General features: G+C 61.6%; 11 protein-coding genes. All 11 read right to left on the bottom strand.

The genetic code is table 11. The features are described from left to right. Positions 1 to 67: 67 nt before the first annotated feature. The 11 genes from EN808_RS34870 to EN808_RS34825 all read right to left on the bottom strand — a co-directional run bounded on the left by EN808_RS34870 (position 68) and on the right by EN808_RS34825 (position 10,589). The gene (locus EN808_RS34870; RefSeq protein ID WP_135918189.1) at positions 68 to 2,494 is read right to left on the bottom strand and encodes a phage tail tip lysozyme; all 2,427 of its coding nucleotides are present in this window, start codon (positions 2,492 to 2,494) and stop codon (positions 68 to 70) included. Next, the gene (locus EN808_RS34865; protein WP_135918188.1) at positions 2,491 to 3,483 is read right to left on the bottom strand and encodes a tail fiber domain-containing protein; all 993 of its coding nucleotides are present in this window, start codon (positions 3,481 to 3,483) and stop codon (positions 2,491 to 2,493) included. Before EN808_RS34865 ends, EN808_RS34870 begins: the two co-directional genes overlap by 4 nt. 2 nt (positions 3,484 to 3,485) lie before the next feature. Then, complete coding sequence (locus EN808_RS34860; RefSeq protein WP_189524236.1) at positions 3,486 to 3,968, bottom strand: GNAT family N-acetyltransferase; 483 nt, start codon at positions 3,966 to 3,968, stop codon at positions 3,486 to 3,488. After that, positions 3,943 to 5,610: a hypothetical protein gene (locus tag EN808_RS34855; protein ID WP_189524235.1), complete on the bottom strand. Its 1,668-nt coding sequence runs from the start codon at positions 5,608 to 5,610 to the stop codon at positions 3,943 to 3,945. The genes EN808_RS34860 and EN808_RS34855 overlap by 26 nt, the downstream gene beginning before the upstream one ends. 182 nt (positions 5,611 to 5,792) lie before the next feature. Next, positions 5,793 to 6,497: a hypothetical protein gene (locus EN808_RS34850; protein WP_135918186.1), complete on the bottom strand. Its 705-nt coding sequence runs from the start codon at positions 6,495 to 6,497 to the stop codon at positions 5,793 to 5,795. Then, on the bottom strand, positions 6,497 to 7,180 hold the full coding sequence (locus tag EN808_RS34845; protein WP_135918185.1) for a hypothetical protein: 684 nt from the start codon (positions 7,178 to 7,180) through the stop codon (positions 6,497 to 6,499). The genes EN808_RS34850 and EN808_RS34845 overlap by 1 nt, the downstream gene beginning before the upstream one ends. A gap of 42 nt (positions 7,181 to 7,222) precedes the next feature. Continuing rightward, a complete protein-coding gene (locus EN808_RS36630; protein ID WP_189524234.1) occupies positions 7,223 to 7,399 on the bottom strand; it encodes a hypothetical protein in 177 nt (58 codons plus the stop codon). A gap of 52 nt (positions 7,400 to 7,451) precedes the next feature. Continuing rightward, positions 7,452 to 7,943, bottom strand: a complete 492-nt coding sequence (locus tag EN808_RS34840; RefSeq protein WP_135918184.1) for a hypothetical protein — start codon at positions 7,941 to 7,943, stop codon at positions 7,452 to 7,454. 12 nt (positions 7,944 to 7,955) lie between these two features. Continuing rightward, on the bottom strand, positions 7,956 to 8,939 hold the full coding sequence (locus tag EN808_RS34835; protein WP_135918183.1) for a phage major capsid protein: 984 nt from the start codon (positions 8,937 to 8,939) through the stop codon (positions 7,956 to 7,958). A gap of 5 nt (positions 8,940 to 8,944) precedes the next feature. Then, on the bottom strand, positions 8,945 to 10,048 hold the full coding sequence (locus EN808_RS34830; protein WP_135918182.1) for a hypothetical protein: 1,104 nt from the start codon (positions 10,046 to 10,048) through the stop codon (positions 8,945 to 8,947). 145 nt (positions 10,049 to 10,193) lie between these two features. Next, a complete protein-coding gene (locus EN808_RS34825; RefSeq protein WP_245525193.1) occupies positions 10,194 to 10,589 on the bottom strand; it encodes a hypothetical protein in 396 nt (131 codons plus the stop codon). Positions 10,590 to 10,674 lie beyond the last annotated feature (85 nt).

Here is a 10,674-nt window from a genome sequence, read left to right as displayed (position 1 = left end):
TCGGGCGTCATCGACAGAAAGGCGTCGTCGACCTTGACCTTTTGGCCCTGGATGTTGAGCGTTGCCATCAGGGTTCGATGCTCCAATTGAGGCCGTTGCTGGTGGTGCCACCGTTGCCGGACGGAGGGGCCGCCGCAGCACCGCCGTTCTTGATCGCTTCAACCATGGCGCGGACGCGCGCCTTCTTGTCATCCACCGATGCCTGGGCCTCACCCGGCTTCGGCGTGAGGATGCTGGCCTGGTTCTCGACTTCGGCGGGGGCCGCTGTGGCACCGGACACGCTGTAGAGGTAGGAGGCGATGATCGTCTTCAGCGAGTTCGAGGCCCGCTGGTAGTCGGTTGATTTCAGATAGTCCGCTCCATAGTCGGAACCATGCGGAATGGCCGACAAAGCCTGATCGCGCGTGTTGGACAAGGCGTCAAAGTTCTTCTCGACAATAGCCAGTTCGGGCGCAACGACGGAATACAGCTTGTTGTCGCGCTGCTGCTGCTCGTTCGGCGGCTTCGTCTTCGGCCCCGTCAGCGGCATGATGCCGGCGTTCTGCCCCGGTGCCGGGTTTGCCGCGCGCGGGCTCACAGGCGCGGCCGGAGTTGGGGCCGGGGCAGACGGGGCCACCGGGCCAGGAGAAGCGGCAGGCGGGGCTGGCTGTGGCGCTGGAGCCGCTTGCGGAGCGGCGGGAGCCGGCGGCGCCGAGCGAGGCGCTACCGGCACGGCAGGAGCGTCTTTGCCGGCCTGTCCAAACACGCCTTGCGGGGTCAGGAACAGCATTTCGCCGTTCGGGCCGGTGATCGTCTTGCCGGCGCCGAGCTGCTGGGCCTGCTCTTCGGTCAGATCCCCGGTATCCATGAGGCCATTGAGCGACTGTGCCTCAACCGAATTGCCCTTGAACCGGAACTGGCCGGCGTTGGGACCGCCGCCGCCGACCGCCTTCGATTCCCCCGTGCGCTTGTTGTAGAGCGTGTTGTCGTCCAGCTTCTCCCAATCGGTTTGCTGGCCGGTGTAGACGGCCTGATGCGTCTTGGGATCGACAAGCGAGCCGCCGACTTCGACCAGCTTGTTCTGGTCGGCCTGAAGCTTTCGCTCATCGAAATCGAGGCGGGCCTTTTCGGCCGGCGTCATCTGCGGATTTTGAAGGCGCTCGGTCTCAATCCGGGTCTTTTCCATTTCGAGCCGATTCTTTTCCATCTCCATTTGCGTGGCCGGGTCGGCCTCGTCCATCTTCTTTTTCAGAAGCATGCTGACGACGCCGCGCTGTTCAGGGCTCAACCGGGGATCGGTCGCCGCCTGCATGAGCTGCTGCACGGTCGGGCCACCACCCGCGACCTGAACGCCACCAGTCCGGGCGGCCGGCACCGACCCAGTGTTGACCGGAATCCACCCGAAATCACCGGTCGCGCCCGCCATGCCTTTCGTTTCGGCATACTGGTAGGTCTTGCCGTCCGGACCTTTGCGGATTGCGCCAGGCGTCGGGTTGGCGCCAAGCATAGGCGCGCCGCCACCATCGGCGGCACGAGGGTACTGGGCACTTGCTCGTTGAGCCGGAGCGCCAGAAAGAGCCTGTGCGGCGGTCTGAGGCTGAACGGGCGCTGGCGAACCGCCAGCAAGTGCCGCGACTACACCGCCAACCGGTGCCGGAGGGAGGCCAGCGGATGGATCAAGGCTCGCTACCTGACGCGGCGAGGCATCGTCCGGCGTTGCAAAGCCTTGCTTTTGGTAAGCCAACGCGTTGGCGAGGCGCGTGCCTTCGCCGCCCTTGTCGTAGGGCGAGCCATAGCGAATGAAACCCTTGAGCGCCCGGTTCGCGCCCTCGATGTCGGTGGCCTTAGCGAATGCCGAGCCGCCTGGATCTACCCTGACCGTGCCAGTCGTGTCGGGAACGATACCGGCCTCCCGCACATAGAAATCCATCTGCGCTTCGGGATCGCTGGCTGTGCGGCCTGTCGCCTTGGCGAAGTTCTCCAATGATGTCTTGCGGCCCTCGCGCCACTGGGTGAAGCCCACAGCGCCTTCGCCTGGGTTGATCGCACCGGGGCGAAATTCGCTTTCCTGCTTCCAGTTGCCGAGGGTGGCATAGGCTTGCGCATCGTTCAAACCGCGCGCCTTCAGGCCGGCGAAGATTGACCCCGGATCGACGCCGCCCGAAACCGTCTTGCTGATATCGACATTCGGCAACGTACCGGATGCAGGAGCGCTTCCGCTATCGACCGAGGGAGCCCCGCCAGCAGCGGCCGGCGTCGACCCGGCAGCGCCTGAGCCGAACAGCGCCGAAAACACGCTGTCGCCGCCCTTGCGCCAGTCTGCTTCCGCTTTGTTGGCCCTGCCGTTGGCCAGGCGATAGCCCAGAGCCTCGCCGATGGCGGAAAGGCCCTGCCCGACAGTCTTCGGCGCCACAGGCCCGCGCAAGGCGTCGGCGATGGCGCGAAGGCGCGCGAGTTCTTCCGGCGTCTGGACGCCAGTGTCCCCGCCGAAGATGAAACCCGGCTGTGCGGTCATGCGAAGGCCCTCCCATAGTCGACGGCATCGAAGCCGTTGACGGTCGACACGGCATAGGGTCGATAGGCTCGCACCTCGTCAGCCATGACACCGACTTGCTCACCACCCCCCCAGAGATATTCGAACACGTACTTCGTCAGGCCGTTCGCGAAGGTGCCGATCGCTCGGATGTTCTTCTTCAGGCGGCGATCCGAAAACTTGATCAGGTTCGCGCCCAAGCCGAACAGGCCGCCCATCAAATCGCTGCTGCTGCTCGCGTCCTGCTGCCACTTCTGGAGCTGCTGGTTGTAGTTGGTGTTGATCAGTCCCGCCGTGTCGGTGGTCGGGATGGTCGGCATGTTCGCGTTGACGAAATTCGGCTGGCTGACCTGTGAGCCCGAGAGCAGCGCCGTCAGGTTGTTGATCGGTGCCGAGTTCTGCGCCAGCGCTTCCTGCACCGCCTGACCGCGACCGGAGAGCAGCAGCGAGTTATAGGCGTCGTTCTCGCCCTGGTTCTCGATGTTCTGCGCCTGCGCATAGTTGTCCGAGCCGGGGCGAATTCCGCGGTTGATCAGATCGGCCTCGTTTGCCTGCCGGCGAGCGTCCAGCGCCGGCTGAAGCCGCTTCATGCCGAGATCCATCAACCTCGCTTCGGTGGCGTCGTTCGACAGGTCGACGGGCTTGGCAAGCCAGTCCTTCAGGAACCCAGATTGTCCGGCCGCCAGTTCGCCCAGGTTCAGCTTTGCCTGGTCCGTCTGATCCTTGATCGCCTGACCGGTTCCCGACAACGTTTGCGTGGCCGTGTAGGTCGGGATGTCATAGGACTTGCCCGTGTAGGGGTCATTCCACTTGTAGGTTCCCGTCTGGGAATAGTTCAGCGAGCCATCCGGCGTCACCTGGTTGACGTTGCCGAGATTGGCGTTTGCAATCGCGGTTCCGACATTCGTTGCGGTCGACGCTGCAGAAGTCTCTTTGGGGTCCGGCGGTTCCGGTGCAGATGGCGCACACATGGTCAGGTCTCCTGAAAAAAGTAGGTCATGGCGATTGCCGATCGCTTGAAGCCCACGCGCTCGCACATGGCAGCTACGCGGAGATCCGTTGCGATGGTGACGTGCGCCCTGACGCAGCCGCGCGTTTTGAGTTCGGCCAGGATGTGCTTGGTGAACCGGCGGCCAACGCCGTTCCGGTGATCCGGCCGCATATAAATCGTGTCTTCCTGGGCGATCGGCTCGCTGTTGTGCATGTCCTGGGTGAGCCAGATAAAGGCGTATCCCACGGCCTCGCCGTCGATCCGCACGACGAAGCAAAGCAAATGCCCGGCGCCGCCGTAGACATTGAGGCGCGGGTTGAAGTCGCCGATCTTCATCCCTTCGGCCGCCATCCGCGTCTGCATCTCTCCATAGTGGGCGCGGCAAAGCGGCTCGAGTTCGGGCCATGCCTCGCTGAAATTCTCGATGCTGATGGCGTAGTCAGACAACGACGCCTCCCGTTTCAAAGGTGACATCGAGCTGAACGAATTCTGTGACCGGGCGCTGGTTTAGGAGGCTTGTGATTTGCAGTTGGGGCTGCATCACGTAACCCGTCTTGCCGATCGAAATCCATTGGCCACCGCCAACCGACGCCACAGGCTGCGCCTGGTCCCACTTCGCGACATCCCATTGGCCGGAATCCCATAGGTCCGCCGTGCCTCCATCGGCCGCTGTCGGTGCTGGTGGCAGGCTGACGGAATAATTGACCGAGAACGAGATTTCCGGGTTGTAGGGTGTGGCGCTGAGGAAGGTCGGGCGGGCCTGGTGAACGGTCTTCAGGCCGCCCAACGACTTCATATGATCGGGGTTGCCGACATAGGTATAGTAGATCGGCAGACCGTTATCGTTGCCCGCAATCTCTGCTTCGAAAACCTCGCCGTCATTGGTGCCGAAATAGAGGCGGCTGTCGTGCAATTCGATGCAGCGCGTGGCCCACCCTACGAACTTGCACCAAGCGCCGGTTTCGAGGTTGACGACGAACGACCACGCCTCCTGTCCATCCGCCGTGACCGGCAGCGCGACAATCGCATAGTTCATGTCTGGCCACTTGATGATTTCCCAGGGCAGGGAAAGCCGCCTGGAGGCTTCGCGCTTCCAATCCGGTTCGATGTTCCTGGAGATGGCGGCAAGCGACAGGGCCGCCGCGTCCTTGTTGATCGCCGCAGAGATCGGGACAAGGCCTTCCTTCGTCGCCACGATCAGATCGCCGCCAGCTCGCATGGTGCCGCGTTTGCCCATCGGGTCCGTGAGGTCGTAGCGGCCGACAAGGTTCCATTCTGCTTGCGTGGTGCCGGCCGGGTTCGACCCTTCGAAGATAGCGGCCTCGCCTTCGGTGGTGACGAACACGCATTTGTCGTCGATGCCGTCGCCAGCATCCAGGGACCAGGTTGCACCGAACAGCAGCGAGCCGCCGCGCTGGAAGATGCCCGACAGGTTCAGAGAGCCCAGGGCACCGGTCACACTGTCGACGTTTAGATACCGGGCGCGCATCGTGCCGTTTTCGATGAAGAACAGCCGGTTTCGATAGAGCCAGACGTGAGACAGGGCCGAAGTCGCTACGCCGGTGATTGCGGCCGAGACCTGGACGACGCCGCCGGGAATATTCGCAAGCGCCGACCCGCCGCCCGCTCCTGTGATGGTTTCGTTGTCGACGAACGTGCCGGTAATCGACTGGATCATAAGCGAGCCGGTTGTGCCGTTGTCGACGTTCTTGACCACTGTCGCGGTCGCGCCGCTGGTGCCGCCGGTAACGACCTGGCCCGTGATGAAGTTGACCGTCTGAGCATCGAAATTCATCCGATAGGTCGGCAGGCCGTTGACCGCCGTCCAGTCGAACGTGGTGCTGTAGAGCTGGAGAAAATCGGTACCGTTGACCGCGACGACGAACGAGCCGCCGGACGTGGTGAAGTTCACATAGGAATAGTAGCCGGAAGTCTGGCCCGAGACGGACGCGGACGGCGGCACGGTCGGTGAAGCCGGCGCCGTGACATCGCGAACGGTGGTGGCGTCGCAAGCCCAAACTTTCTTCGTGCCGCCCGCGTTGTAGGTGATGAAACTTTCCACGGGAACGGCGCCGATCGTGGCGCGCTTGATCGAACCGCCGCGCATGCTGATGCCCGTGGAGGTAGGAAGGAAATTTTCGAGCCTCTGAGCCGAAAACGGCTTGGATTTCACAAGGCTTTGATTAGTCACCCAGCCCGCGACGGGCGCGCCGAAGGTGTACGGCTGGGCCTTGGCCGCTGCCGGCACAGGAACAGACTTGCGGCGACCGGGGAAACGCTCGCCAAGCCTCACGGGGCACCTGTGACAGTCCCAGGCCACGCGACATTGCGACCGCGCCAGCTAAGGGGCGGCTGGCCCGACACGACCGGCTTTGAACCCGGATCTTTGTCGATCAGGCTGAGTTTCAGCGTTTCGAAGTCGTCTTGCGCCTGCTGATAGGCAAGGCCCTTGTTCTGCTTCCACCGGTAGATGATGGCGAGCTTCAACAGCCGCTCGGACAGCCTGAACGTGTCTGCGTCTTCCGTGAACGCCGGCTTCAGCGAATTATTGCTGGCTTTGACGATCTGGTTTGAGACGTAGAAGAATTTCACCGTCTCGCTACTGGCCATGACCGGCCATTGGTGAAACTGGTCACCGAAAATGATCCAGTAGCCGTTCACCGTGGCGATCGGCGTCACCTGAAGCTCAATCCACTGATCCGGGCTGGTCAGATGGTTCGTTGCCCACAGCCACCTGGACGACCAGAGCGACGAAGTTTGCTGCATCCGCTCGTAGTCATCCGGGAGATCGAAATCGGCCGTGGTGCCATCACCCGTGAAGGTCTTCAGCACCAGCAGCTTTTGCCAGTCGTAGGCGTCGACGATTTCCGACGCCATGACGTTGACGAGTTCCTGCATCTCAACCATTTCTCGATTGGTGGCGCCATAGACCAGCGTCGGCACGTCCATGCCGAGTACGGTCGCCGCACCCTTCACCACATCGAGAATGGACATCAGGCGGCGTCCTTAGCCTTCGTCTTGGGCTGGGTCCGCTCTTCAAGCAGTGCTTCCATGGCGGCCATCCGCTCGACCAGGGCGGCGTTCTGCTCCGCCATTTGTTCGATGATGGCGTCCTTCTGGGCCTCACGCTCGGATGCCTTGGCGGCGTCGGTGTGTTCGAGGAACATCTTCGCCTGTTTGCGCATCTCGCGCATGTTCGGCAGGCGAACCTTATCCATCTGGCCTTCCTGAAGGTCGCGGACTTCCTCCACCGTGCGAATGCCGGACTGCCGAAGCACTTCGGCCTGCTCGGGCGAGACGCCAGGCCACGCTGCAAGCGCCATGCCGTTGACGGGAATGTCCTGCCCCTTCTTGAAGGCATCATATGCGGGCTCGATCTGCATCCAGCGCGCCGTCATGAACTTCAGCTTCTCGCCGTCCTGGTCCTCGCCCATCTTGGACGGGTCGGGCAGCATCAGGCGAACGCGTTCGGTTGTCTTGGTGTTCATCGGCGAGTGCGACGGGGAATAGGTCACCCAGTCTTCCGCCTGCCGCTCCAGAATGCGCCGGCCGCTCGCATCGAGCTTGTAGCCCTTCAGATCGCATTTCTCCGTCACCGGATCGCCTTTGACCGGCAACATCTCGTAGCTCGTCTTGAACCCCATCACTCGGATCATCGGGGCTTGGTTCTCGGACATTGTGCTTTGCTCCTGAAAGCGTGGCGGGCGCCGAAGCGCCCTTTAGGTGTTGATCAGTTCAAGCAGGCCTGGGAATTCGCTGTGGAGTGCCGCCCATTCATCTTCTGAAAGGTCGGCCGACTGAGCGAGTTCAAGCGCTCGCCGGCGCTCGCCGCCGTTCCAGAGCTTGCGAAACTGGTTGATGCCGATCGGATCGACGGATTTTCCTGCACGAGGCATTTCGTTTCTCCTGTTTTGAGGATTTGGGCGAGGCCGCAGCCCCGCCCGTTCATCAGTACGGGAATGCGCACATGATGATTTTCGACGCCGAAAGGATCGAATATGCGCAGACCGTTTCCGTCACGGCGGCGGCAACCTTCAGGGTTCCATCCGTGGTGACCGAAAGAGCCAAAGCCTGACCAGATGCGCCGGAGACCAGGGCAGTGTTCAGGGTGGCCGGCCCTTTGACCTGGATCCAGCCATATTCGCCGTTGCCAGGCGCGCCAGCGAGGACGCCAGCGCCGTTTGCAGCCGTGTCAGACACGTCCGAAGTCACTTCGTTCGTGACGCCGGTCGAGGTGCCGCCAGGGGCATAAAAGCCCACGACGTTGCCGATGACGGCCGCGATAGCGCCCGCACCCTGATTGTACTTCACGAAGCGGTACGTCTTGCCGTCGAACGATTCGTAAAGGTCATTGATCTTCGGTGCCTTTCCGGAGTTCGCGCCGGTCAACTGGGCCGCCGTGAACGTCTGAGTGACATCGATGCCAACAAAAGAGGTCATGTTTTTCGCTCCTTATGCCGCGTCGAAGAGGACGCCCTGAAGCGACCGGTTCGAGGTGACGAGGTTGCCCATCCAGTAGAACGGGATGACAACGGCGTCCTGGTTGACGGGCTTCTTCTCGTCGTCCTGCGTCCACTGCGCTTCTTTGTGCTGGTCGACGTAGATGTAATCCGTGTTGAGGAAGTAGCCCTTCTCTGCCGTGGTCGTGAAATTCGTGTTGTCGTCGAAGATCACGTCAGCGGTTTTGTACTTGAGGCCGATGAAGCCCGACTGGGCCATGTCGGCGTCCATGTACCGCTGAAGCTGCTGCTCGCCGAGTTCGTACAGCGAGTAGAAGTCGTGGCTGAAGGTGATGATGTCCGGCTTGTCGGCGCCGCGCGTCAGACCCAGCCAGAGCCGGTTCATGTCGGCCTTGAACGATGCCGCGTTAGCTGCCGAAGGCGATGCGGCAAGGTTGGTGCCGGTGGCCTCCAGGAACTTGTTGCGCCAGAACGTCCAGGTTGCGGAATCGATGCCGCCGACCGTCCCCTGACCGTTGGTCTGGAGAATGTTGGCAAGACCACCGATCTGGTTGGACAGCGAACCATCCGAGTACAGATCGACCGAGAAGTTATTCGCGGCGGTCTTCAGCGCGTTGCCCTTCTTGGTCTTGACGAGGTTGATCATCGCGAACTTGCCGCTGTTCTGGCGAAGCTCCTTGCCGCTCGAAACGACATGCAGGGCAACCTGTGCCCAGTCGAATTTCGCGGACGTGACGACATCCGAGCCGTTGGTGTTCAGCGTGTCCAGGCCGGCATAGCGCTGATAGGTGTTGTTTTCCGCGTATTCGAGCTGCACCTGAATTTCGGTGCCGCCGTCAAGGTTGCGGATCTTGTTCTTCTTCTTCAGCCGGTTGAGGAAGGCGTTGTTCTTCGAAACGTTGTCCGCCACCTCGTTCGCGCTGTTGCGAAGAGTGGTGGACACCATTTCAGTGAAGGTGGTCGACGGACCAGCCATCGGATTTAACCTTTCTGATTTCGATCAAAGACAGCGGCCAACTCTTCGTCTTCGGTGAGAGCCCGACCCTTGCCTGATGCTGTTGATGGGATGTTGACGGCGGCGGCTCGACGAGCGCCTTCGACCTTGGCGGCACCATTCGTAGCGGCTGGCTTGCCAGCGGCTGCTTTGGCCCGAAGATCGGGATCGGCGTTCACGGCCATGTCGTAAGCCAGACCAAACACGGCCTCTTTCGAGGCGGCATCGCCAAGCTTCCTTCGCGCCTTGTGGATTGCTTCAACCATGTCGACTTCAGGGATTTCCGAGTAGAACGGCTTATCGGCTGACAAGCGGGTCAACTCATCGGCGGCCGACTGCTGATCGGTCCGCTCCTGAAGCTTCTGGTTTATGCGGTCGTCGATACTTGCGGGGTTTCCTACCGTTGCGAGCAACGTCTTCAACCCGGCAATCTCTTGCCGCAATTCGCTTTCGCCCTGCTGGACGGTCTGGCCAAAGAGTGCAGCGATTTTGTCGCGCACGCCGTAGCTGTCGATGATGGCCATGATGGATTCGACGGGCGCCCGGTCAAGGTTGGCCTGGGCGTTGAACAGGAAATCTATCGCCTTCGCGGGCGTGACCACCGTCCCATCAGCGAGCTTGCGGCCCTTCTGTGGGTCGAAGTAATGCGAATGCCGATCGATGACTTCCTGGATGGGCTTGACGGTCGAAAGCTGCCGGCCGTGGTCAGACAGGCGGCCCTGTAGCTCTTGCTCGCGCGCGGCGACGAAGGCGCGGATTTCTGCTGGCGTCTTTTCCCATGCGCCCTTGACGACATCGGCACCCTGAAGGCCCTTCCAGTTGTCAGGCAGGGGAACCGAACCGGCGCCAGGCGTCAGACCATCGCCGGCCGATTCCCCGCCATCACCGCCTTTCGGCGATCCCGTGTCGGCTGCTTCGGACCTGTCGGCGCTGACGAACTTACCGTTCTCCCGGTCCGCTCCATTGTCGCGCTCGTTCTTGTTCCAGATGGCTTCAAGGGCCGTATCGTCGGATACTGCCGCTTCCGCGTTGCTGTTGGCCGCCGCTTCGGTGACGGCGCCGGCAGTCGAAACAGTTGTTTCGAGCGTCATTTGCCGACCTCCGCCAGTTCGCGGGCCGTGATAACCCACTGGTGATTGAACCGGAAGCGCAACAGGTCAGTGTTGAACCCTTGGACCCATAGCGTACAGGTCGGACTTGCCCGAACAATCAGTCGTCGCAATGCGGCAAACATTTTCATCGAAATTCCTCTGACACCTGAAGGCCCCGCTTCTGGCAGAAGTCGGGATTGCGAAATTTGCCCTTGGTCGGGGAAAGGCTGGGCTCATACTCGACGCAGTTGTGTTTCTTCAGATCGTCACGGCGCTGCGAACGCGACCCGATCAGCGCGCCGTCGACCGGCGACCGATATTCGGGAATGTCCGACATGACATTGGGCATGACGATTTGGCCGGCGAAGGGCTTTTCCATGGGAGCGCCAGTTTGCCGGTCGACGAAGATGCCGTTTCGAAACACGTACCGAGCCATTTCAAGTCCCGCTTGGAGGGCAGGATGAAGGGTGCGGTCGATCGATGCGAAAAGATAAGCCGTTTGAAAACTAAGCCAGGAGCAGAAGCTGAATTGCGTCGTCATCAGCCATCGAGGCGATTTCGCGCTCAATCATGATGTGGCCTAGTTTGGCGTCGAGTGCGCCGACCTTGCCGGGCAGCGGCGATGG

Origin of the sequence: Mesorhizobium sp. M8A.F.Ca.ET.165.01.1.1 (assembly GCF_004792065.1) — a bacterium.
GTDB lineage: Bacteria > Pseudomonadota > Alphaproteobacteria > Rhizobiales > Rhizobiaceae > Mesorhizobium.
This window is presented reverse-complemented; position numbering and strand designations above follow the sequence as displayed.

Bases quoted from the DNA above. Each gene is read 5' to 3' on its own strand.
- EN808_RS34870 (WP_135918189.1), bottom strand. From the start codon at position 2,494: ATGACCGCACAGCCGGGTTTCATCTTCGGCGGGGACACTGGCGTCCAG.
- EN808_RS34865 (WP_135918188.1), bottom strand. From the start codon at position 3,483: ATGTGTGCGCCATCTGCACCGGAACCGCCGGACCCCAAAGAGACTTCT.
- EN808_RS34855 (WP_189524235.1), bottom strand. From the start codon at position 5,610: ATGCGCGGCGGTTCGATCAAGCGCGCCACGATCGGCGCCGTTCCCGTG.
- EN808_RS34850 (WP_135918186.1), bottom strand. From the start codon at position 6,497: ATGTCCATTCTCGATGTGGTGAAGGGTGCGGCGACCGTACTCGGCATG.
- EN808_RS34845 (WP_135918185.1), bottom strand. From the start codon at position 7,180: ATGTCCGAGAACCAAGCCCCGATGATCCGAGTGATGGGGTTCAAGACG.
- EN808_RS36630 (WP_189524234.1), bottom strand. From the start codon at position 7,399: ATGCCTCGTGCAGGAAAATCCGTCGATCCGATCGGCATCAACCAGTTT.
- EN808_RS34840 (WP_135918184.1), bottom strand. From the start codon at position 7,943: ATGACCTCTTTTGTTGGCATCGATGTCACTCAGACGTTCACGGCGGCC.
- EN808_RS34835 (WP_135918183.1), bottom strand. From the start codon at position 8,939: ATGGCTGGTCCGTCGACCACCTTCACTGAAATGGTGTCCACCACTCTT.
- EN808_RS34830 (WP_135918182.1), bottom strand. From the start codon at position 10,048: ATGACGCTCGAAACAACTGTTTCGACTGCCGGCGCCGTCACCGAAGCG.
- EN808_RS34825 (WP_245525193.1), bottom strand. From the start codon at position 10,589: ATGACGACGCAATTCAGCTTCTGCTCCTGGCTTAGTTTTCAAACGGCT.